This window comes from Pseudomonas sp. FP2338 (assembly GCF_030687515.1).
Classification (GTDB): domain Bacteria; phylum Pseudomonadota; class Gammaproteobacteria; order Pseudomonadales; family Pseudomonadaceae; genus Aquipseudomonas; species Aquipseudomonas salomonii.
Genome location: NZ_CP117436.1, coordinates 1,530,790 through 1,552,397, shown reverse-complemented (window position 1 = coordinate 1,552,397; position 21,608 = coordinate 1,530,790). Strand labels below are relative to the sequence as shown.

General features: G+C 60.7%; 20 protein-coding genes. 15 read left to right on the top strand and 5 right to left on the bottom strand.

The annotated features are described in order from the left end of the window. Window positions 1-22: 22 nt before the first annotated feature. From PSH96_RS06965 to pdeM, 14 genes are all read left to right on the top strand, one after another. Window positions 23-1,138 carry an ABC transporter substrate-binding protein gene (locus tag PSH96_RS06965; RefSeq protein ID WP_305458402.1) on the top strand — a complete coding sequence of 372 codons (1,116 nt, stop codon included), beginning with the start codon at window positions 23-25 and terminating at the stop codon, window positions 1,136-1,138. A gap of 202 nt (window positions 1,139-1,340) precedes the next feature. Beyond that, entirely contained in the window at window positions 1,341-2,399 is a 1,059-nt protein-coding gene (locus PSH96_RS06960; protein WP_305458400.1) for an iron ABC transporter permease, read from the top strand. After that, entirely contained in the window at window positions 2,396-3,181 is a 786-nt protein-coding gene (locus PSH96_RS06955) for an ABC transporter ATP-binding protein (RefSeq protein ID WP_305458398.1), read from the top strand. The genes PSH96_RS06960 and PSH96_RS06955 overlap by 4 nt, the downstream gene beginning before the upstream one ends. A 93-nt stretch (window positions 3,182-3,274) precedes the next feature. Then, window positions 3,275-3,919, top strand: coding sequence for a glutathione S-transferase N-terminal domain-containing protein (locus PSH96_RS06950; protein WP_305458396.1), 645 nt, complete (start codon window positions 3,275-3,277; stop codon window positions 3,917-3,919). 223 nt (window positions 3,920-4,142) lie between these two features. Continuing rightward, the gene (locus tag PSH96_RS06945) at window positions 4,143-6,584 is read left to right on the top strand and encodes a penicillin acylase family protein (protein ID WP_305458394.1); all 2,442 of its coding nucleotides are present in this window, start codon (window positions 4,143-4,145) and stop codon (window positions 6,582-6,584) included. 138 nt (window positions 6,585-6,722) lie between these two features. Next, a complete protein-coding gene (locus tag PSH96_RS06940; RefSeq protein WP_305458392.1) occupies window positions 6,723-7,727 on the top strand; it encodes a ligase-associated DNA damage response exonuclease in 1,005 nt (334 codons plus the stop codon). Next, the gene (locus PSH96_RS06935) at window positions 7,724-9,358 is read left to right on the top strand and encodes an ATP-dependent DNA ligase (protein ID WP_305458390.1); all 1,635 of its coding nucleotides are present in this window, start codon (window positions 7,724-7,726) and stop codon (window positions 9,356-9,358) included. The genes PSH96_RS06940 and PSH96_RS06935 overlap by 4 nt, the downstream gene beginning before the upstream one ends. A 328-nt stretch (window positions 9,359-9,686) precedes the next feature. Beyond that, entirely contained in the window at window positions 9,687-10,466 is a 780-nt protein-coding gene (locus tag PSH96_RS06930) for a transporter substrate-binding domain-containing protein (RefSeq protein WP_305458388.1), read from the top strand. 60 nt (window positions 10,467-10,526) lie between these two features. Further along, window positions 10,527-11,255, top strand: coding sequence for an ABC transporter permease (locus PSH96_RS06925; protein ID WP_017137172.1), 729 nt, complete (start codon window positions 10,527-10,529; stop codon window positions 11,253-11,255). Then, window positions 11,252-11,962, top strand: coding sequence for an ABC transporter permease (locus tag PSH96_RS06920; RefSeq protein WP_058421686.1), 711 nt, complete (start codon window positions 11,252-11,254; stop codon window positions 11,960-11,962). The genes PSH96_RS06925 and PSH96_RS06920 overlap by 4 nt, the downstream gene beginning before the upstream one ends. Before the next feature lie 9 nt (window positions 11,963-11,971). Next, window positions 11,972-13,090, top strand: coding sequence for a succinylglutamate desuccinylase/aspartoacylase family protein (locus PSH96_RS06915; protein WP_305458385.1), 1,119 nt, complete (start codon window positions 11,972-11,974; stop codon window positions 13,088-13,090). Between the two features lie 13 nt (window positions 13,091-13,103). Next, window positions 13,104-13,868: an ABC transporter ATP-binding protein gene (locus PSH96_RS06910; protein ID WP_017137170.1), complete on the top strand. Its 765-nt coding sequence runs from the start codon at window positions 13,104-13,106 to the stop codon at window positions 13,866-13,868. A 57-nt stretch (window positions 13,869-13,925) separates the two neighbouring features. Next, a complete protein-coding gene (locus PSH96_RS06905; RefSeq protein ID WP_305458382.1) occupies window positions 13,926-16,406 on the top strand; it encodes a ligase-associated DNA damage response DEXH box helicase in 2,481 nt (826 codons plus the stop codon). Then, entirely contained in the window at window positions 16,406-17,056 is a 651-nt protein-coding gene (pdeM, locus tag PSH96_RS06900) for a ligase-associated DNA damage response endonuclease PdeM (protein ID WP_305458380.1), read from the top strand. The genes PSH96_RS06905 and pdeM overlap by 1 nt, the downstream gene beginning before the upstream one ends. A 25-nt stretch (window positions 17,057-17,081) precedes the next feature. Here the strand turns inward: pdeM and PSH96_RS06895 are convergent, their stop codons facing one another. After that, window positions 17,082-17,282: a hypothetical protein gene (locus PSH96_RS06895; RefSeq protein ID WP_017137167.1), complete on the bottom strand. Its 201-nt coding sequence runs from the start codon at window positions 17,280-17,282 to the stop codon at window positions 17,082-17,084. 107 nt (window positions 17,283-17,389) lie between these two features. Further along, the gene (dcd, locus tag PSH96_RS06890) at window positions 17,390-17,956 is read right to left on the bottom strand and encodes a dCTP deaminase (protein WP_017137166.1); all 567 of its coding nucleotides are present in this window, start codon (window positions 17,954-17,956) and stop codon (window positions 17,390-17,392) included. Window positions 17,957-18,345: 389 nt separating this feature from the next. Here dcd and PSH96_RS06885 point away from each other — a divergent pair, with 389 nt between their 5' ends. Continuing rightward, window positions 18,346-18,555, top strand: coding sequence for a cold-shock protein (locus PSH96_RS06885; RefSeq protein ID WP_002554837.1), 210 nt, complete (start codon window positions 18,346-18,348; stop codon window positions 18,553-18,555). Window positions 18,556-18,802: 247 nt separating this feature from the next. Here PSH96_RS06885 and rpoS read toward each other — a convergent pair whose 3' ends face one another. The 3 genes from rpoS to PSH96_RS06870 form a co-directional block, all read right to left on the bottom strand. Then, window positions 18,803-19,813, bottom strand: a complete 1,011-nt coding sequence (rpoS, locus tag PSH96_RS06880; protein WP_056857520.1) for an RNA polymerase sigma factor RpoS — start codon at window positions 19,811-19,813, stop codon at window positions 18,803-18,805. 106 nt (window positions 19,814-19,919) lie between these two features. After that, the gene (locus PSH96_RS06875) at window positions 19,920-20,762 is read right to left on the bottom strand and encodes a peptidoglycan DD-metalloendopeptidase family protein (protein WP_099485887.1); all 843 of its coding nucleotides are present in this window, start codon (window positions 20,760-20,762) and stop codon (window positions 19,920-19,922) included. A 209-nt stretch (window positions 20,763-20,971) separates the two neighbouring features. After that, window positions 20,972-21,607: a protein-L-isoaspartate(D-aspartate) O-methyltransferase gene (locus PSH96_RS06870; protein ID WP_169850588.1), complete on the bottom strand. Its 636-nt coding sequence runs from the start codon at window positions 21,605-21,607 to the stop codon at window positions 20,972-20,974. Between the last annotated feature and the right edge of the window lies 1 nt (window position 21,608).

Here is a 21,608-nt window from a genome sequence, read left to right as displayed (position 1 = left end):
CCCCTCACCCGGAGTCCTTTCCATGTTCAAACCTCGTAACGTGCTCAAGCTCGGCGTGCTGTGCGCCGCGCTGGTCCTCGGCCACGCCGAAACGGCCGCCGCCCATGAAGTCACCGACGTGCTGGGCCGCAAGGTCGAGGTCAAAGACGACGTCAAACGGGTGGTACTCGGCGAAGGCCGCTTGATTTCGGCGTTTGCCTTGCTCGACAAGGACGCGCCGTTCCAGCGCATCGTCGGCTGGCAGAACGATTTGAAGCTGCTGGACCAGCACACTTACAACGCCTATGTGGCGAAGTTTCCTACGGTAAAAGACATCCCGTTGATCGGGCAGGCGTCGGAGCAGAGTGTCAGCGCTGAGGAAATTCTCTCGTTGAAACCGGATCTGGCGGTGTTCAGCATTTCGGGCCACGGCCCGACCGAACACAGCGCGGTAGCAGACGTGCTGGCCAAAGCCGGCATTCCGGTGTTGTTCGTCGACTTTCGGATCAACCCGGTACAAGGCACCCACGCCAGCATGAACGCGCTGGGCCAGGCCTTGGGCCGTGAAGCCCAGGCCAAGGCGTTCCTGGGTTTCTATGACCAGCACATCAAGGCCATCACCGACGCCGTTGCCACCTTGCCTGCCGGCCCGCGCCCGAGTGTGTTCCTCGAATTGCTGGCCGGTGCCTGGCAGGCGCCGGGGCACACCACCGGCAAAAGCGGTATGGGTGAAGTGATCAAGCTGGTCGGCGGGCGCAATATCGCCGCCGAGGTGGTGCCGGGTGCGCTGGGGGATATCAGTGTCGAATACGCGCTTAAAGCCGACCCGGATGTGTACGTGGCCACCGGCAATCACACACCGGGGCTGATTCTCGGCGCTGGCGTGAGCACCGATGAAGCCCGCGAGGCGTTTGATCGTGTGCTGGCGCGGCCGGAGTTCGCCAACCTGCGTGCCATCCGCGCGGGCAATGCCCACGGCCTGTGGCATGACTTCTACAACTCGCCGTACAACTTGCTGGCGATTGAAGTATTGGCCAAGTGGGTGCACCCGGAACTGTTCGCCAAGCTCGACCCGCAAGCGACTATGGAACAGATCAACCAGCAGTTTTTGGGGATGCCGCTGCAGGGTGCTTACTGGATTGACGCCAAAACCCAGTAACCCCTATCGCCCTGCATAAATGCAGGAATGCAGGAATGCAGGAATGCAGGAATGCAGTCAGTGTGGGAGCTGGCTTGCCTGCGATAGCGGTGTGTCAGTCACTAAAAGGGTGACTGATATTGCGCAATCGCAGCGATGCGGCGACCCGACAAGCCAGCTCCCACATTTGGATTTTCGTTGTTTTCAACAGTGTGTGAGCCCCATGACCACTCAAACCCTCGACCTTGCCAGCGCCACTCACGGCTATCGCCGCTTGCTGGCCCGGCGTGCCTGGCTGCTGGCGCTGCTCGGCATCGCATTGGTCTGCGCCATTCTGGTGGACCTGGCCAGCGGCCCGTCGGGCATGGGCCTGCTGGCGTTGCTCGATGGCATCCTGCATCCGTCGCACCTGAGCGCCACCGACCAGGTGATCATCTGGAACGTGCGCCTGCCCTACGCGCTGATGGCGGTGCTGGCGGGTTGCGCGCTGTCGCTGGCGGGGGCCGAGATGCAGGCGATCCTCAATAACCCGCTGGCCAGCCCGTTTACGCTGGGCGTGTCGTCGGCGGCAGCCTTGGGCGCGTCGTTGGTCATCGTGTTTCCGGTGACCACACTGTGGGTGTCGGCCAACACCGCAATTTCGATTTCGGCGTTTATCTTTGCCGCCGCCTCGGTGTTTTTGCTGCAAGCCATGTCACGCCTGCGTGGCGCCGGGGTGGAAAGTTTGGTGTTGTTCGGCATCGCGCTGGTGTTCAGCTGCAATGCCGTGGTGGCATTGCTGCAACTGGTGGCCACCGAAGACGTGCTGCAACAACTGGTGTTCTGGACCCTGGGCAGCGTGACCCGCGCCAACTGGGACAAACTCGGCATCCTCGCCTTTGTTGTCGCCGTGGTGCTGCCGTTTTCCTTCGCCGCCGCGCCGCGCCTGACCCTGTTGCGCATGGGCGAAGACCGCGCCCAAAGCTTTGGCGTGGACGTGAAGCGCCTGCGGTTTTTCTCGTTGCTGCGTATCAGCCTGCTGTCGGCCACTGCCGTGGCGTTCGTAGGCACCATCGGTTTTATCGGCCTGGTGGGTCCGCATATTGCGCGGATTCTGGTGGGTGAAGACCAACGTTTCCTGCTGCCCGCCAGTGCGTTGACCGGCGCCTTGCTGCTGGCGCTGTCGTCGATCGCCAGCAAACTGATCATGCCCGGCGTGATTGTGCCGGTGGGCATTGTCACCGCCTTGGTGGGCGTACCGATTTTTGTGGTGTTGGTGTTCAAGCGCGGGAGGCAGTTATGAGTGCGGGGTTATCGGTACACAACGCCACGGTCAGCTACGGGCGTCGGCAGATTGTGCATGAGCTGAGCTTGCCGACCCTGCCCCACGGCAGCCTCACCGCCTTGATCGGCCCTAATGGCGCGGGTAAATCCACGCTGCTGCGGGCCATTGCCGGGCTGGAAAAGATGCAAGGCGTGGTAAGGCTGGGTGACCTCGACCTGTCAGCCATGTCGGTGGCCGAGCGTGCGCGCCGCGTGACCTACATGCCGCAAAACCTGCCGCCGGGCCTGAGCCTCAGCGTGATGGAAAGCGTGATTGCCGCGCTAAGGGTGGCCAATGTGGACGGCATTCCATTGTCCAGCGAGGCCTGCCTGCGCGAAGCCTTCGAAGCGTTGCAGCGTATCGGCATCGCGCATTTGGCCGATCAACTGCTGAGCACGTTGTCCGGCGGCCAGCGCCAATTGGTCAGCCTCGCGCAGCTGATTGCGCGGCGCCCGCAAGTGATGTTGCTCGACGAACCCACCAGCGCGCTCGACCTCAATTACCAATTAAAAGTCATGGACTGCGTGCGCGCACTGGTGCGCGAACACAACTTGATCGCCGTGGTGGTGCTGCACGATATCAACCTGGCTGCACGTTTCGCCGACCATATTGCCGTGCTGCGCCAGGGCCGGTTATACGCCAGCGGCGTGGCGGATGAGGTGCTCGACCCGGCGTTGTTTGCGCAGGTCTATGGCGTACAAGTGCGCATTGAGCGCTGCTCGCAGCAGTCATTGCAGGTGCTGGTCGATGGGGCGGTGTGATGGGCTTCTAAGGTTAGACGTAAATGTTTGATTGAATTATTGCCCTTCAATCATCACCTATAGAGACAGGCATTCGCTCATTTGGAGAGCTTCATGATCGACCTGTACTACTGGACCACCCCCAACGGTCACAAAGTCTCGCTGTTCCTGGAAGAAGCCGGTCTGCCCTACACGGTGCACCCGATCAACATCGGCCAGGGCGAGCAGTTCAAGCCGGACTTCCTGAAGATCGCTCCCAACAACCGCATCCCGGCCATCGTCGATCACAGCCCGACCGATGGCGGCGCGCCGATTTCGCTGTTCGAATCCGGCGCGATCTTGCTGTATCTCGCGGAAAAAACCGGCCAATTCATCCCCAAAGACCTGCGCGGCCGCCAAGAGGCGCTGCAATGGCTGTTCTGGCAAATGGGCGGGCTAGGGCCGATGGCGGGTCAGAATCATCACTTCAGCCAGTTCGCACCGGAGAAAATCCCCTACGCCATCAAACGTTACGTGGATGAAACCGCCCGTCTGTATGGCGTGCTGGACCGCCGTTTGGCCGACCGCGCGTTCGTGGCGGGTGAGGACTACAGCATCGCCGACATGGCGATCTACCCGTGGATTGTTTCCCACAAATGGCAAAGCCAGCGTCTGGAGGATTTCCCGCACGTGCAGCGCTGGTTCACCAGCATCAAGGATCGGCCTGCGACGGTTCGGGCGTATGAACTGGTGCAGAAAGTGAACCCGCCAAAGTCCTGATTCAACGCCTTGCTCGGTCAAATGTGGAAGCTGGCTTGCCTGCGATGCTGACGCCTCGGTGTAACTGAGACACCGAGGCGTCAGCATCGCAGGCAAGCCAGCTCCCACATTGATCTCTATCCGGCTCAAGATCGCACGCTTAACCCAAACTCCCGCTTGCGTCGTTTCGCCGCGCTCACTAACGTAGCGCCTTTAATGACGTTACCCCCGCAGGAGCTTTGCCATGGCCTCGCCAGCCCTCTCACACTTTATCCCCCGGTTCGGCGTTGCCGCGGCAGTGGCCAGTGCTTTAAGCCTGGCCGGTTGCCAGCTCCAGAGCACCCAGGACACCCTGCCACCGGTGGCCGGTGTGCAACCGATCAAGGGCCTGGCACAGAATGTGTCGGTGCGCCGCAATGCCCAGGGCATGCCGTTGATCGAAAGCAACACCTTCCATGACGCGCTGTTCAGCCTCGGTTATGTACACGCCAGCGACCGCATCACGCAGATGGTCACTTTGCGCCTGCTGGCTCAAGGCCGCCTGGCGGAGATGTCCGGGCCTGAGGTGCTGGATGTCGACCGTTTCATGCGCGCAGTCAACCTGAAAAAAAGCGCCGGTGAGCTGTATAACGCTTCGTCGCCGCGCCTCAAGCGCTTCTTTGAAGTGTATGCCCGTGGCGTCAATGCCTACCTGTTCCGCTACCGCGACAAGCTGCCGTCGGACCTGGCCCAGACCGGCTACAAGCCCGAGTACTGGAAGCCGGAAGATTCGGCACTGTTGTTCTGCCTGCTGAATTTCAGCGAGTCGAGCAACCTGCAGGAAGAACTCTCGTCGCTGGTGCTGGCGCAGAAAGTCGGGGCCGACAAGCTCGCCTGGCTCACGCCGAGTGCGCCGGACGAGCCGATCCCGATGGACGAAGCCGACAAGCTCAAGGGCGTGAACCTCAGCCAGGTCAACGGCCTTGCCGGGCTTGAAAGCGTCGGCCAGCAGTTGAACAGCCTTAACGCACTGGCCGTCACCACCTCCAACAACTGGGCCATCGGCCCGCAACGCAGCCGCAGTGGCAAAAGCCTGCTGGCCAGCGACCTGGCGGCCCAGCCACAAGCGCCGTCGCCTTGGAACTACGTGCAGATCCGCGCCCCGAAATACCAGGCGGTCGGCGTCTCGATTGCCGGTTTGCCGACCCTGCTGTCCGGCTTCAACGGCAAAGTGGCGTGGAGCATGAGCGCGGTCAAAGGCGACACCCAGGACCTGTTCCTGGAGAAGGTCAAACGCCAAGGCAGCGCGTTGTACTACGAGAACAACGGCAAATGGCTACCGGCCGGCGTGCGCAACGAAACCTACTTCGCCAAGGGCCAGCGGCCGATTCGCGAAGTGGTGTACGAAACCCGCCACGGCGCCCTGCTCAACAGCAGCCAGGCACTCACCACCGGGTTCGGCCTGGCCCTGCAAACCGCCGACCTCAAGGACGACAAGAGTCTGGACGCATTCTTCGACTTGTCCCGCGCCCAAAGCGCCGGCAAGGCCTCGGACGCGACCCGGGAAATCCGCGCCATCGCCCTCAACATGATGTTCGCCGACGCGAGCAGCATTGGCTGGCAAGTCACTGGCCGCTTCCCCAACCGCCGCGAAGGCCAGGGCCTGCTGCCCTCGCCGGGCTGGGACGCGCGCTTTGACTGGGACGGCTACGCCGACGCGATGCTGCACCCTTACGATCAAGACCCGGCCCAAGGCTGGATCGGCACGGCCAACCAGCGCACCGCGCCACGCGGCTACGGCATGCAGTTGTCCAACTCCTGGGACGCCCCGGAGCGCAGCGAGCGCCTGGCGCAACTGGCCAACGCCGGCAAGCATGACAGCCGCAGCATGATCGCCATGCAGTACGACCAGACCACCACGTTTGCCGCCAAGCTCAAGACCATGCTCCAAGCGCCGGGCATGGCCCAGCCGCTGAAACAGGCAATCGATGCGCTGCCGGCAGCCGAAGCCGTGAAGGCCCGCGAGGCGCTCAGTCGCTTGATGGCGTTTGATGGCCGCCTGGCACCGACCTCCGCCGATGCGGCGATCTATGAGCTGTTCCTGCAGGAAAGCACCAGGCAGATCTTCCTCGACGAACTCGGCCCGGAAAACAGCGCCAGCTGGAAAGCCTTTGTCAGCAACGCCAACCTGTCCTACTCCGCCAACGCCGACCACCTGCTGGGCCGTGAAGACAGCCCCTTCTGGGACGACGTGCGCACCGCGCAAAAAGAAGACAAGCCGGCGATTCTCGCCCGCAGCCTTGCCGCCGCCATCACCGCTGGCGACAGCCAATTGGGTGGCGATCACAAGGCCTGGCAGTGGGGCAAACTGCACACCACCACCTGGAAAAACACCAATGGCCAGGTGATCCGCGGCCCGTTTGCCAGTGGCGGCGACCACAACACCCTGAACCCGGCGCCGTACAGCTGGGGGCAGGATTTTGTGACCACCCAAGTGCCGGCGCTGCGCATGATCGTCGACTTCAGCCAAAGCGAACCGATGATGGGTCAAGGTGGCATCGGCCAATCCGGCAACCCGGCCAGCCCGAACTATGCGAACGGCATCGATGCGTCGCTCAAGGCGCAATACCTGAGCTTCCCGATGCAGCCGCAGAACTTTGACAAGGTGTATGGGAAAACCCGCTTGACCCTCACACCCGGCAAGTAACCCGGTTCCCGCTGAAGGAACCGGATAAAAATGTGGGAGCTGGCTTGCCAGCGCCCACATTTGATCGCCTGCATTTAGATAGAACTTCTCAAGTCTCACTCCCCTCATACCTGATAAGCCCACTGCCCCGGCACGCCCATGGACCTTGTCATCGCCCGCCCCGAAGGCCTCTATTGTGCTGCGGGAGATTTCTACATCGACCCCTGGCGCCCGGTGGACCGCGCCGTCATCACCCACGCCCATGGCGACCACGCCCGCACCGGCAACCAGCATTACCTGGCCGCCGCCCCCGGCGAAGGCATCCTGCGTTCGCGACTGGGCCAGGACATCAACCTGCAAACCCTGGCCTACGGCGAAAAGCTCATCCACCACGGCGTCACCCTGAGTTTCCACCCCGCCGGGCACGTGCTCGGCTCCGCCCAGGTGCGCCTGGAATACCAGGGCGAAGTCTGGGTAGCCTCCGGCGACTATAAAGTCGAGCCCGACGGCACCTGTGCGCCCTTTGAGCCGGTGCGTTGCCACACCTTTATTACTGAATCCACTTTTGGCCTGCCGATTTACCGCTGGCAGCCCCAGGCGCAGATTTTTGCCGGGATCAATGACTGGTGGCAGGCCAATATCGCGGCCGGCAAGGCCAGCGTGTTGTTCTGTTATTCCTTTGGCAAAGCCCAGCGCATCCTGCATGGCATCGACGCCAGCATCGGCCCGATCCTCAGCCATGGCGCGGTGGAACCGCTGAACCGGGTGTACCGCGAGGCCGGCATTTATATCCCTGAAACCCTGTATGCCGGTGACTTCAAAAAGACTGACCCATTGCTGCGCCAGGCACTGATCATCGCCCCGCCGTCTGCCGGTGGCAGCAGTTGGATCAAGCGCTTCGGCGACTACAGCGACGCTTTCGCCAGCGGCTGGATGCGCCTGCGTGGCACGCGACGGCGGCGCGGTGTGGACCGAGGCTTTGTGCTCTCGGACCACGCCGACTGGCCCGGATTGCTGTGGGCCATCGAACAGACCGGCGCCGAACGGGTGATGGTCACCCATGGCTCTGTCGGCGTATTGGTGCGCCACTTGCGGGAAAAAGGCCTGGATGCCCAGGGTTTCACCACCGAATACGGCGATGACGAAGAAGAGGCCACGGCATGAAAGCCTTCGCCGAGCTGTACGCCAACCTCGACGCCACCACCTCCAGCAACGCCAAGCTGGCCGCACTGCAAGCCTACTTCCGCCAGGCGCCACCCGAAGACGCGGCCTGGGCCGTGTATTTCCTCTCCGGCGGGCGACCTCGGCAATTGGTGCCGACCCGTTTACTGCGTGACATGGCCACCGCAGCATCGGGTATCGAGCCGTGGTTATTCGAAGAGAGTTACCAGTCAGTGGGCGACCTGGCCGAGACCATTTCGCTGTTGTTGCCCGAATCCTCCTACACCTCGGAAGACGGACTGGCGGTGTGGCTGGAAGAAAAGTTGCTGCCCCTGCGTGGTCTGCCGCCGCTGGAATTGGCTGAACGCCTGCCCGCGTTATGGGCACAACTCGATCAACCGAGCCTGATGGTGTGCATCAAATTGATCACCGGCAGTTTTCGCGTCGGCGTGTCCAAACTGCTGGTCACCCGCGCCCTCGCCGCCATGGCCAACCTGGACAGCAAACGTGTGGCCCAGCGCCTGGTGGGCTACACCGACCTGTCCAACCGCCCTACGGCCGAAGGCTACCTCAAACTGATCGCCGCCGAATCGTCTGACGAGCATGCGCAGCGCGGCGGGCAGCCGTATCCGTTTTTTCTGGCCCATGGGCTGGCGCAACCGGTGGAGCAATTCGACGCCCTGCTCGGCGCAACCGCCGACTGGCAGGTGGAATGGAAGTGGGATGGCATTCGCGCGCAACTGGTCAAGCGTGAAGGTCGCCTGTGGGTTTGGTCGCGCGGTGAAGAGTTGGTCACCGAGCGCTTCCCCGAACTGCACAGCCTGATCAGCGGCCTGCCGGATGGCACGGTGATCGATGGCGAAATTGTGGTGTGGAAGGACGCGGTGCAACCCTTTGCCCTGCTGCAACAGCGCATTGGCCGTAAAACCCTGAGCAAAAAAGTCCTGGAGGATGCGCCGGTGGCTGTCCTCGCCTACGACTTGCTGGAATATCAGGGCGACGACTGGCGCAACCACACCCAGGCCGAGCGCCGCGCCCAGCTTGAGCAAGTGATTGCGCAGTGCAACCAGCCCGTGCTGTTGCCATCGCCCTTGCTGACGGGCGCGAGCTGGAAGGACCTGGCAGAGCAACGCGAAGATTCTCGCCGCCTCGGCGTGGAGGGCATGATGCTCAAGGCCCGCGACGGCCTGTACGGCGTGGGCCGCACCAAGGACATGGGCGTGTGGTGGAAATGGAAAGTCGACCCGTTCAGTGTCGACGCCGTATTGATCTACGCCCAGCGCGGCCATGGCCGGCGCGCCAGTTTGTACAGCGATTACACCTTCGCGGTGTGGGACGGCCCACCCGGCACTGAGCGCACGCTGGTGCCATTCGCCAAGGCGTATTCAGGGCTGACAGACGAAGAAATGCGCAAGGTCGACGCTATTGTGCGCAAGACCACGGTGGAGAAGTTCGGCCCGGTCAGCAGCGTAACGCCGAGCATGGTGTTTGAGCTGGGGTTTGAGGGGATTGCGCTGTCGAAGCGGCATAAGAGCGGGATTGCGGTGCGGTTTCCCAGGATGTTGCGGTGGCGGCAGGATAAGACAGTGGAAGAAGCCGACAACCTCGGGACCTTGCAGGACTTGTTGACCTAATACCGCTCTCACCAACACTGCAAATCAATGTGGGAGCCGGGCTTGCCCGCGATAGCGGTGGGTCAGTGACAGGTGAATTGGCTGACCCACCGCCTTCGCGAGCAAGCCCGCTCCCACATTTTGATTTTCACTCGCTTCAAAATGGTGCGCTGAATTTTCCATGCCCATTTTCGGGCATCTCCTACACTGAGATCTCCCTTATCCCACCTTTTAAAACACTCATCCGGAACTATGGTGCAGAAATTGCTACTTGTGATCCGTCTGACACCGTTCAGTAACAGTCCTAACCGCGCCACAAGCGCTTATCTTGGTTTCCAGGGATTACATAATGAAAAAAGCATTGCTGACCCTTTCTGCACTGGCTCTGTGCATGGCTGCTGGTACCGCGCTGGCCAAGGAATACAAGGAATTGCGTTTTGGTGTCGATCCTTCCTACGCGCCATTCGAGTCCAAGGCCGCTGACGGCAGCCTGGTAGGCTTCGATATCGACCTGGGCAATGCGATCTGTGCCGAGCTGAAAGTGAAGTGCAAGTGGGTTGAAAGCGACTTCGACGGCATGATTCCAGGCCTCAACGCCAACAAATTCGACGGCGTGATTTCCTCGATGACCGTGACTGAAGCCCGTGAAAAGGCGATCGATTTCTCCAGCGAGCTGTTCTCCGGCCCGACGTCCCTGGTGTTCAAAAAGGGCGCGAACTTCTCCACGCCTGAGTCCCTCAAGGGCAAATCCGTGGGCTACGAGCAAGGCACCATCCAAGAAGCCTACGCCAAGGCCGTGCTGGACAAAGCCGGTGTGACCACCAAGGCCTACGCCAACCAGGACCAGGTCTACGCCGACCTGACCTCGGGCCGCCTGGACGCTTCCGTGCAGGACATGCTGCAAGCCGAACTGGGCTTTTTGAAGTCGCCGGCCGGCGCTGGCTACGAAGTCAGCAAGGCCATCGACGACCCACTGCTGCCATCGAAAACTGCGGTCGGTATCAAAAAAGGTAACAAAGACCTCAAGGCTCTGCTCGATAAAGGTATCAAAGCGTTACACGATGATGGCACCTACGCCACCATCCAGAAGAAACACTTCGGCGACCTGAACCTCTACAGCGGTAAATAACACCCCGGCGCCCACCGGTTTGCGGTGGGCGCTTTTTTATCGCCATTAGGTCCTGAATTCATGTTTGAAGATCTTTTGCAAACCCTGGGGCTGGGTGCCTTCAGCTTGAAGGGGTTCGGCCCGCTGTTGCTGCAAGGTACGTGGATGACCGTGAAACTGTCGGTCGCCTCCCTGGCCGTCAGCGTCCTGCTCGGCCTGCTCGGCGCCAGCGCCAAACTGTCCAGCGTCAGCCTGATACGCATCCCTGCCCAGCTCTACACCACCTTGATTCGCGGCGTGCCCGACCTGGTGCTGATGCTGCTGATTTTCTACAGCCTGCAAATCTGGCTGACCGGCTTTACCGACTTTATGGAATGGGACTACATCGAAATCGACCCATTCAGCGCCGGGGTCATCACCCTGGGCTTCATCTATGGCGCCTATTTCACAGAGACCTTTCGCGGCGCGATCCTCGCCGTGCCCCGTGGCCAGCTGGAAGCGGCGACCGCCTACGGGCTTACGCGCGGGCAGCGGTTTCGCTTCGTGACCTTCCCGCAGATGATGCGCTTTGCCTTGCCGGGCATCGGCAACAACTGGATGGTAATGCTCAAGGCCACCGCGCTGGTGTCGATCATCGGCCTGGCGGACCTGGTCAAGGCCGCGCAGGATGCGGGCAAGAGTACTTATCAGCTGTTCTATTTTCTGGTCATCGCCGCGCTGATCTACCTGCTGATCACCAGTGCATCCAACGTCGTCCTGCGCTGGCTTGAGCGCCGCTACTCCGCTGGGTCCCGGGAGGCCGTGCGATGATCGAACTTCTTCAACAATACTGGCGGCCCTTCCTGTACAGCGACGGCCAGCACATCACCGGGCTGGCGATGACCATGTGGCTGCTGAGCGCGGCACTGGTAATTGGCTTTCTGGTCTCGATCCCGCTGTCCATCGCCCGCGTCTCGCGCAAACGCTCCATACGCTGGCCGGTGCAGTTCTACACCTACCTGTTTCGTGGCACGCCGCTGTATATCCAGCTGCTGATTTGCTACACCGGCATCTACAGCATCGCCGCCGTGCGCGCGCAGCCGGTGCTGGATGCGTTCTTTCGCGATGCGATGAACTGCACCATTCTGGCCTTCGCCCTCAACACTTGCGCGTACACCACGGAGATTTTCGCCGGCGCGATCCGCAGCATGGCCCATGGCGAAGTCGAAGCGGCCAAGGCGTACGGCCTGAGCGGCTGGAAACTCTATGCCTACGTGATCATGCCCTCGGCCCTGCGCCGCTCGCTGCCCTACTACAGCAACGAAGTGATCCTGATGCTGCACTCGACCACCGTGGCATTTACCGCGACGGTGCCGGACATTCTCAAGGTAGCGCGGGATGCCAACTCGGCCACTTACATGACCTTTCAATCATTCGGCATCGCCGCGCTGATCTACCTGACCGTGACCTTTGCGCTGGTCGGGCTGTTTCGTCTGGCGGAGCGCCGTTGGCTAGCCTTTCTCGGGCCGAGCCATTAAGGAGTCGCGATGCGTCATCAGGTACATGATCTGATCGCGCCGGTGCCCGGCACGGCGCGGCAGGTTCACAGTTTCCACTTCGGCCCGGAACAGGCTGAGGGCAAGGTTTACATCCAGTCATCACTGCATGCCGATGAGCTGCCGGGCATGCTGGTGGCCTGGCACCTGAAGCTGCGTCTGGCGGAGCTGGCAGCGGCCGGGCGCCTGCGCAGCGAGATCGTGCTGGTGCCCATCGCCAATCCGGTGGGGCTTGAGCAGGTCTTGATGGACATTCCATTGGGCCGCTACGAGCTGGAAAGCGGGCAGAACTTCAATCGCCTGTTTGTCGATCTCAGTGAGGAAGTCGGCAATCAGGTCGAAGACCTGCTGGGCGACGACCTCACGCACAACGTCGAGCTTATTCGCGACGCCCTGAGCCTGGCCCTCGCGGCGCAAACGCCCGCGACCCAGCTGCAATCCCAGCGCCTGGTGCTGCAACGCCTGGCCTGTGACGCCGACATGGTGCTGGACCTGCATTGCGACTTTGAAGCCGTGGCGCACCTGTACACCACGCCCGAGGCCTGGCCGCAGGTGGAGCCGCTGGCGCGCTATATCGGCTCGGAGGCCAACTTGCTGGCGACCGACTCCGGCGGGCAGTCGTTCGACGAGTGCTTCACGTTGGTGTGGTGGCAGTTGCAGCAACGCTTCGGCGAGCGCTTCCCGATCCCGATGGGCAGCTTTTCGGTGACCGTCGAACTGCGCGGCCAGGGCGACGTCAACCACGGCCTGGCCGCGCTGGATTGCCAGGCGATCATCGATTACCTGACTCACTTCGGTGCAATTACCGGTGACGCGCCGCCACTGCCCGAACTGCCCTACCCGGCCACGCCGCTGGCGGCTGTGGAACCGGTGACCACGCCGATCGGCGGCTTGCTGGTGTTCTGCGCCCTGCCCGGTGAATACGTGGAAGCCGGGCAACTGCTCGCCGAAATCATCGACCCCATTACTGACCGCGTAACGCCTGTGCACTGCCAACATGCCGGCCTGCTTTACGCCCGTTCGCTGCGGCGCATGGCCACTGCCGGCATGGTGATCAGCCATGTTGCCGGAACTGAAGCCTACCGCAGCGGCTACCTACTTTCGCCTTGAGGATGCACGCCCCATGTACAAATTGACCGTTGAAGGCCTGCATAAAAGCTATGGCGACAATGAAGTGCTCAAAGGTGTTTCACTCAAGGCCAACACCGGTGATGTGATCAGCCTGATCGGCGCCAGTGGCTCGGGCAAAAGTACCTTTTTGCGCTGCATCAACTTTCTGGAAACGCCCAACGACGGCGCCATGACCCTTGATGGCCAGCAGATCCGTATGGTCAGCGACCGCCACGGCATGCGCGTGGCCGACGACGCCGAATTGCAACGCCTGCGTACGCGGTTGGCGATGGTGTTCCAGCATTTCAACCTGTGGAGCCATATGAGCGTGCTGGAAAACATCACCATGGCGCCCCGCCGGGTACTGGGTTGCAGCAAGAAGGACGCCGAAGACCGTGCCCGTCGCTACCTGGATAAGGTCGGGCTGCCGGCACGCGTGGCCGATCAATACCCGGCGTTCCTCTCTGGTGGCCAACAGCAACGGGTGGCCATCGCCCGCGCCCTGGCCATGGAGCCGGAGGTGATGCTGTTTGACGAACCCACATCAGCCCTCGACCCGGAACTGGTCGGCGAGGTGTTGAAGGTGATCCAGGGCCTGGCCGAGGAAGGCCGCACCATGATCATGGTCACCCACGAGATGAGCTTTGCGCGCAAGGTGTCGAACCAGGTGCTGTTCCTGCACAAGGGTCTGGTGGAAGAGCAAGGCACGCCCGAAGATGTGTTGGGCAATCCGAAGAGCGAGCGCCTGCAGCAATTTCTGAGCGGTAACTTGAAGTAAACCTTTGCCACGCCTGGAGGGTCTCTGACATAGAGCCTCCAGAGCGTCAGCCGCCGAATGGCAAAACCCCTCGATTTCGCCAAAACATGGTTTGCCGCCAAGGGCTGGAAGCCATTTGCCTTTCAAAAAGCCGTATGGGCGGCAGCTAAGGAAGGCCAGTCAGGCCTGCTGCACGCCAGCACCGGCGCGGGTAAGACCTATGCGCTGTGGTTTGCCGCCCTTAACCGCTTCGCCGTCACTCGCCCGCCCGCTACCGGTAAACGCAAAATACCCGCCGAGCCGCTGACGGTGCTGTGGATCACGCCCATGCGCGCCTTGGCCGCCGACACCGCGCGCGCCCTGGAGGCGCCACTGGCGGCACTGGAGATTCCCTGGAGCGTCGGCCTGCGCACGGGGGATACCAGCAGCAGCGAACGCGCACGCCAGACCCGCCGCCAGCCCACCGCGCTGGTGACCACACCGGAAAGCCTTACATTGATGCTCGCGCGTGCCGACAGTGAGACGAGTCTTACGCACCTGCGCATGGTGATCGTGGATGAGTGGCACGAACTGATCGGCAACAAGCGTGGCGTGCAACTGCAACTGGCGTTGGCGCGCTTGCGGCGTTGGCATCCGGACCTGATGGTGTGGGGGATTTCCGCGACGTTGGGCAACCAGTCCCATGCCCTTGAGGTTCTGGTCCCACAAGGCGGCGCAATTAATGTGCAGGGGCAGACGGCTAAAGAACTGAAGGTCGACACCTTGTTGCCGCCTACTGTCGAGCGTTTTCCCTGGGCCGGGCATATCGGCTTGAAGATGCTCCCGCAAGTAGTGGCCGAAGTGGAGGCCAGCAGCAGTTGCCTGGTGTTTACCAATACGCGCGCGCAGTCGGAGATTTGGTACCAGGCACTGTTGAATGCGCGCCCGGATTGGGCGGGTTTGATTGCCCTGCACCATGGCTCGCTGTCGCGTGAAACCCGCGACTGGGTGGAGCGCGCCCTGAAAGACGGCCAGCTCAAAGCGGTGGTGTGTACCTCGAGCCTGGACCTGGGCGTGGATTTCCTGCCGGTGGAGCGCGTGCTGCAAATCGGCTCGGCCAAAGGCGTGGCGCGCCTGATGCAACGCGCCGGGCGCTCTGGCCATGCGCCAGGCAGGCCATCACGGGTGACGTTGGTGCCGACCCATAGCCTGGAACTGGTGGAAGCCGCCGCTGCCCAGGATGCGATAGCGCAGCGGCGCATCGAAGCTCGCGAATCGCCCTACAAGCCTTTGGATGTGCTCGTACAACACCTGGTGAGCATGGCCCTGGGCGGTGGTTTTACCCCGGATGCACTGTTGACGGAGGTGCGTGGTGCCTGGGCTTATCGTGACCTTACTGACGCCGATTGGGCCTGGGCGCTGGGGTTTGTACGCCATGGCGGCCTGTCGTTGACGGCCTATCCGGATTACCGCCGTGTGGAGCCCGATGAGCATGGCGTGTGGCGCGTGCCGGATGCACGCCTGGCGCGACGCCATCGTATGAGCGTGGGCACGATCGTCAGCGATGCGAGTATCCAGCTGAAATTCTGGAGCAAGGGCGGCGGCGGCAAGAATCTGGGCAGTGTCGAAGAAGGCTTTATCGCCCGGCTCAAGCCTGGCGACGGTTTTTTGTTTGCAGGGCGTTTGCTGGAGTTGGTGCGCGTGGAAAACATGACGGCGTATGTACGCCGCAGCACCGCGAAAAAGGCCGCCGTACCGCGCTGGAATGGCGGGCGCATGCCGCTATCCAATGAATTGGCGCAAGCGGTGGTCGAGCGCTTTGATGCAGCCGCCCACGGGCACTTCGACGGCCCGGAGATGCGCGCGGTGCAACCTCTGTTACAAACCCAGTTGCGCTGGTCAGGTCTGCCGACGCGTGCACGCTTGCTGGCGGAAGCCCTGAAGTCGCGGGAGGGCTGGCACCTGTTCCTCTACCCGTTCGCCGGGCGCCAGGTGCATCTGGGGCTGGCAAGCCTGCTGGCGTGGCGGGTCAGCCAAGGCCAGCCGGTGACCTTTTCGATTGCGGTGAATGATTACGGGCTGGAACTGTTGAGCGCCACGCCGGTGGACTGGCCGGTGTTGTTGAACGAAGCGCTGCTGAGCTCGGCCAACCTGCTGGTGGATGTAGCCGCCAGCTTGAACGCCGGGGAGCTGGCGCTGCGCCGCTTCCGCGAAATCGCCCGCATCGCCGGGCTGGTGTTCGCCGGTTACCCTGGCGCGCCGAAAAGCACGCGGCAGGTGCAGGCTTCCAGCGGCTTGTTCTTTGAGGTGTTCAAACAATATGACCCAGAGAACCTTTTACTGACCCAGGCCGGGGAAGAAGTCCTGCGTGATGAGTTGGATATTCGTCGGCTCGAAGAGACACTCAGCCATCTGTCGGCGCTGAAACTCGACCTGCATGTAATCGAACGGCCGACGCCGCTGGCTTTTCCCCTGCTGGTTGAGCGAATGCGCGAGAGCATGAGTTCGGAGAAGCTGTCCGAGCGCATTGCACGCATGGTCAGGGACCTGGAAAAAGTCGCGGATAACGGGAAACGCTGATGCATTATTCGCTGACGCTTGAAGGTGAGGAGTTGTGGCTGCTGGCGGAGAAGGCGATTTACTGGCCCGCCCGCCAGTGCCTGCTGATCGCCGATGCGCATTTTGGCAAGGCCTCGGCGTATCGCAGCCTCGGGCAACCGGTGCCGCAGGGCACCACCACCGAAAACTTGCAGCGCCTGGACCGTCTGTTATCGGCCCTGCCGTGCACGTGGGTGATCTTTCTCGGCGACTTCCTGCATGGCCCTGGCTCACACGCCAGCGGCACCCTGAGTGCCTTGAGAGCCTGGCGCGCGCGCAATCACCAACTGAACCTGACCTTGATTCGCGGCAATCACGATAAACGCGCTGGCGACCCGCCTGCCGACCTGAGGATTGAAGTGGTGGCCGAGCCGCTGTTAATGGGGCCGTTCGCGCTGCAGCATGAGCCGGATGCGCACCCCAGCCATCATGTGCTGGCCGGGCATGTACATCCGGTTTACCGGCTGCGCGGCAAAGGCCGCCAAAGTTTGCGACTGCCGTGCTTTCAGATCGGCTCGCGGATCAGCTTGCTGCCGGCGTTCGGGGCTTTTACCGGCGGTTACTCCGTGGAGAAAAGCGATGATCGGCGGTTATTTGTGATCGGCGATCAAGACGTATGGCCGGTGCACTAAAGCGCCAGCCATGTCTTTTGATAAGTCAGGCGACAGGCGCTGGAGGCGGCTCATCGGGAAGGACTGGCTCACCGGGCTCGGTGGGCTGCTGTGGCCAATCTTCGTCAGGTTGACCAGGGATGCCGCCCGCATATGCAGGGTCGGCCATCAAGGACCAGGCCAAAACACCAATCTGGTTGGGTTCAAGCCGGGCGAGTTCGGCGCTGATTCGCGGGTCGATCTTCATAAAGTACTCCTCAAGCGTGGCTCGGCGCGTTTTGCACGCGCCGAGGCAGTACACCCAATAGAGTCACTTCACGCAGACTAATTCCCTTTACGTGTAAGACCTTTCGATCAAGCGCGTGGGAGAGTGACGCCGCGCTGGCCCTGGTACTTGCCGGCGCGGTCTTTATAGGACACTTCACAGGCTTCGTCGGACTGCAGGAACAGCATCTGCGCCACGCCTTCGTTGGCGTAGATCTTGGCCGGCAAGGTGGTGGTGTTGGAGAACTCCAGGGTCACGTGGCCCTCCCACTCCGGCTCAAGGGGCGTCACGTTAACGATGATCCCGCAGCGTGCGTAGGTGCTTTTACCCAGGCAGATGGTCAGCACGTCACGGGGAATCCGGAAGAATTCCACGGTGCGCGCCAGGGCAAAGGAGTTTGGCGGAATGATGCACACGTCGCTCTTGACGTCGACGAAGCTCTTTTCGTCGAAGTTTTTCGGGTCGACGATCGCCGAGTTGATGTTGGTGAACACCTTGAATTCATCGGCACAGCGCACGTCGTAGCCGTAGCTGGAAACACCGTAGGAAATCACGGGAGCCGCGCCTTCGCCACGGATCTGGCGTTCGACGAAGGGTTCGATCATGCCGTGTTCTTGCGCCATGCGGCGAATCCACTTGTCCGATTTGATGCTCATGGCGGGTGTCCTGAATAGCGAGGTGGAAAAATTCTGTTGGGCATCTTACCGGGGCCGGCCTTGGGGTTCAAAGGGCGCAGGGCATTTGTTGATGAATGTGCAGCCATCCATAAGCGGCAGCCAGCAGGGCCGGGCCCCACATTGCAATGCCCGATGACTGTAAATACCACCGCCAGTCACGAAAATAGAGAAACCTTCGGAAATACCATTGGCACGTTCGGTAAAAACGGTTAAGGTGACGTCACTGTGTTGCTTGTGTCACTGAGAATCTCTACACGATATGTTGAATTTCGATCCAACCATCTCCAAGAATTTTTCCTGCTCTTTGCACTCAGTCTCGGCCAGGGCTTTTCCTGAGTCGCAGTTAACTTTGTTCAAGGAGTTACACCATGTCTAATCGCCAAACTGGTACCGTTAAGTGGTTCAACGATGAAAAAGGCTTCGGCTTCATCACTCCACAATCCGGTGACGACCTGTTCGTTCACTTCAAAGCTATCCAATCCGACGGCTTCAAAAGCCTGAAAGAAGGCCAACAGGTTTCTTTCATCGCTACCCGCGGTCAGAAAGGCATGCAAGCTGAAGAAGTTCAAGTTATCTAACTTGTACTGACTTAGTCGAAAAAACCCCGCCCTTAAAAGCGGGGTTTTTTTATGCCTGGGATTTAGTCCCGGCACCCAGGTGATACCAGGCACAAAAAAATGTGGGAGCGAGCTTATGTGGGAGCTGGCTTGCCTGCGATAGCATCACCTCGGTGTACCTGATACACCGAGGTGTCAGTATCGCAGGCAAGCCAGCTCCCACATAAAGCCCGCTCCCACATTTCGTCCTGCGTCTTTCCTGCGTCGCTTATTGAAACAACGACTCACTCGACAAGCCGTTCTTCTCGAGGATCTCACGCAAGCGCTTGAGGCCCTCTACCTGGATCTGCCGCACCCGCTCACGGGTCAGGCCGATTTCCAGGCCTACATCCTCCAGGGTGCTGCTCTCATGGCCGCGCAGGCCGAAGCGGCGAATCACCACCTCGCGCTGCTTGTCCGTAAGCTCCGACAACCACTGGTCAATGCTTTGGGAAAGATCATCGTCCTGCAACAGCTCACAAGGATCTGTCGGGCGATCATCCGTCAGGGTGTCCAGCAGGGTTTTATCCGAATCCGGACCCAGCGAGACATCGACCGAAGACACGCGCTCATTCAAGCCGAGCATGCGCTTGACCTCTCCCACCGGTTTTTCCAGCAGGTTGGCGATTTCTTCAGGCGAAGGTTCATGATCGAGTTTTTGTGTCAGCTCACGCGCCGCCCGCAGGTAGACGTTGAGCTCCTTGACCACATGGATCGGCAACCGGATCGTGCGGGTCTGATTCATGATCGCCCGTTCGATGGTCTGGCGAATCCACCAGGTGGCATAGGTAGAAAAGCGGAAGCCCCGTTCAGGGTCGAACTTCTCCACAGCCCGGATCAAGCCCAGGTTGCCCTCCTCGATCAAGTCCAACAGTGACAGGCCACGATTGACATAGCGTCGGGCGATTTTCACCACCAGCCGCAGGTTGCTTTCAATCATGCGCTTGCGCCCAGCCGGATCGCCCTTTTGCGACAAGCGCGCAAAATGGACTTCTTCTTCGGGAGTCAGCAAAGGGGAAAAGCCGATTTCATTGAGATACAGCTGCGTGGCGTCGAGCGCCCGCGTGTAGTCAATGTACTTGTGTTGCTTCAACGCGGTGGAGTTCTTGGATTTGGTGCGAACTGAAGGAGTTGGAGACCCTTCATCATTCGACATCGATTCCTTTTCGGTGAGTATCTCCATTTCAAGGAGAACCTCATCGTCGATGTCAAACTCCGGCGCTTCTTTACTGAGAGCCATTGTTATAGTCCTTTGGTGAGTTCGACCTCAAGCTCAAGCGACGCCTCTATCCTTGGCAACGCTGGAGCCTGTTCCTTCTACGTGAGGGAACAGGCTGTGCAACACATCAACGACGGGGTAGGAATTGCAGCGGATCTACAGGTTTCCCTTGGCGGCGAATCTCAAAGTGCAGTTTCACCCGGTCTGTACCCGTTGACCCCATTTCGGCAATTGTCTGTCCGACTTTGACCTGCTGCCCCTCCCGAACCAACAGCCTGCGGTTATGACCGTAAGCACTGACGTAGGTATCGCTGTGTTTGATGATGACCAGCTCGCCGTAACCCCGTAAACCACTCCCGGCGTAAACCACTGTCCCATCAGACGCAGCTAAAACAGGCTGTCCCAAATCCCCGGCGATATCAATGCCTTTATTCAAACTACCGTTTGAAGAGAATTTTCCAATCAGCACCCCGTTTGAAGGCCATCCCCAACCGGTCGGTGCCGGCCCGGCAGGTGGCAACGGCGTAGCTGCCGGCTTGCTCGCAACCGCAGGCGCGGCGGTGCCTGCAGGCCTGGTGATGATCGTGGTTTTGCTTGAAGACGAGGCCGAAGATCCGGACTTTGTCACAACTGCCGTCGAGGCCGAACCAGTACGCCCATCGAAACGGATGGTTTGCCCCGGATGAATCGTATAGGGCACAGGAATATTGTTACGAGCTGCGAGCGCCTTGTAATCCCAGCCGTAACGGAAGGCGATCGAGAACATCGTGTCCCCCTTTCGCACTACATATTGCCCGGTGGTGACCGTCGGTTTTTGCGGCACGGCGCTGGCACCGCTTCGGTCGACAACCCGAGCTCCACTGGACGGAGAGCTTGAGCAACCCACCAACAAGGAACTCAAGACGAGGCCAAGCACCAGTCGCTGAAAACTTGTTTTACTCATACGCTGCGCAAGACCTGTGAGACTCACCCGCCGCTCCCTTTGTGCTGGCCGAACATGAATGCCTGTATCAGGCTTGAAATATGTCGCAAGTATAACTGGGCAATGGCTTTTTACCGGTACGCGACTGAAACGAAAAATTCATCGTGTTTAAACCCGGCGTCCAATCATGTTGACTCAATAAGCCCCGCCGTAAGACACATCCCCATCAACAGAATTCACTGTTTACAAAGAAATGATCAGGCCAGCGGGCCATTGAGCAGCGGAACGAAGCGCACGGCGCCCAGTACATGCCGGGAAAAACCTTCGTCCTCACGGATAATGAGCATCAATTGTTGCACTTCGCCAGAGCCCACCGGGATGACCAGGCGCCCGCCAGGGGCGAGCTGATCGAGCAACGCCTGAGGCACATCGGTGGCGACCGCCGTGACGATAATGCCGTTATACGGCGCCAGCGCCGGCCAGCCTTCCCAACCGTCGCCCCAACGGAACACCACGTTGCGCAGGTTGAGCTCCACCAGGCGCTCCTTGGCGCGGTCCTGCAGGACCTTGATGCGCTCCACCGAGAACACCCGCTCCACCAGTTGCGAGAGCACGGCGGTCTGGTAACCCGAACCGGTGCCAATCTCCAGCACCTTGTCCAACGGCCCCGCCGCCAGCAGCAGCTCACTCATGCGTGCAACCATATAAGGCTGCGAGATGGTCTGGTTGTGGCCAATCGGCAACGCAGTGTCTTCATAGGCGCGATGCGCCAGCGCCTCATCCACGAACAGATGCCGAGGCGTGCGCCGGATGACTTCCAGCACCTGGGCGTTGGACAGGCCTTCTTCATACAGACGCTGGATCAAACGCTCGCGGGTACGCTGGGAGGTCATC

Bases quoted from the DNA above. Each gene is read 5' to 3' on its own strand.
- PSH96_RS06955 (WP_305458398.1), top strand. From the start codon at position 2,396: ATGAGTGCGGGGTTATCGGTACACAACGCCACGGTCAGCTACGGGCGT.
- PSH96_RS06910 (WP_017137170.1), top strand. From the start codon at position 13,104: ATGTACAAATTGACCGTTGAAGGCCTGCATAAAAGCTATGGCGACAAT.
- PSH96_RS06940 (WP_305458392.1), top strand. From the start codon at position 6,723: ATGGACCTTGTCATCGCCCGCCCCGAAGGCCTCTATTGTGCTGCGGGA.
- PSH96_RS06950 (WP_305458396.1), top strand. From the start codon at position 3,275: ATGATCGACCTGTACTACTGGACCACCCCCAACGGTCACAAAGTCTCG.
- PSH96_RS06915 (WP_305458385.1), top strand. From the start codon at position 11,972: ATGCGTCATCAGGTACATGATCTGATCGCGCCGGTGCCCGGCACGGCG.
- PSH96_RS06870 (WP_169850588.1), bottom strand. From the start codon at position 21,607: ATGACCTCCCAGCGTACCCGCGAGCGTTTGATCCAGCGTCTGTATGAA.
- PSH96_RS06895 (WP_017137167.1), bottom strand. From the start codon at position 17,282: ATGAAGATCGACCCGCGAATCAGCGCCGAACTCGCCCGGCTTGAACCC.
- PSH96_RS06925 (WP_017137172.1), top strand. From the start codon at position 10,527: ATGTTTGAAGATCTTTTGCAAACCCTGGGGCTGGGTGCCTTCAGCTTG.
- PSH96_RS06960 (WP_305458400.1), top strand. From the start codon at position 1,341: ATGACCACTCAAACCCTCGACCTTGCCAGCGCCACTCACGGCTATCGC.
- PSH96_RS06945 (WP_305458394.1), top strand. From the start codon at position 4,143: ATGGCCTCGCCAGCCCTCTCACACTTTATCCCCCGGTTCGGCGTTGCC.
- PSH96_RS06935 (WP_305458390.1), top strand. From the start codon at position 7,724: ATGAAAGCCTTCGCCGAGCTGTACGCCAACCTCGACGCCACCACCTCC.
- dcd (WP_017137166.1), bottom strand. From the start codon at position 17,956: ATGAGCATCAAATCGGACAAGTGGATTCGCCGCATGGCGCAAGAACAC.
- PSH96_RS06885 (WP_002554837.1), top strand. From the start codon at position 18,346: ATGTCTAATCGCCAAACTGGTACCGTTAAGTGGTTCAACGATGAAAAA.
- pdeM (WP_305458380.1), top strand. From the start codon at position 16,406: ATGCATTATTCGCTGACGCTTGAAGGTGAGGAGTTGTGGCTGCTGGCG.
- PSH96_RS06905 (WP_305458382.1), top strand. From the start codon at position 13,926: ATGGCAAAACCCCTCGATTTCGCCAAAACATGGTTTGCCGCCAAGGGC.
- PSH96_RS06920 (WP_058421686.1), top strand. From the start codon at position 11,252: ATGATCGAACTTCTTCAACAATACTGGCGGCCCTTCCTGTACAGCGAC.
- rpoS (WP_056857520.1), bottom strand. From the start codon at position 19,813: ATGGCTCTCAGTAAAGAAGCGCCGGAGTTTGACATCGACGATGAGGTT.
- PSH96_RS06930 (WP_305458388.1), top strand. From the start codon at position 9,687: ATGAAAAAAGCATTGCTGACCCTTTCTGCACTGGCTCTGTGCATGGCT.
- PSH96_RS06965 (WP_305458402.1), top strand. From the start codon at position 23: ATGTTCAAACCTCGTAACGTGCTCAAGCTCGGCGTGCTGTGCGCCGCG.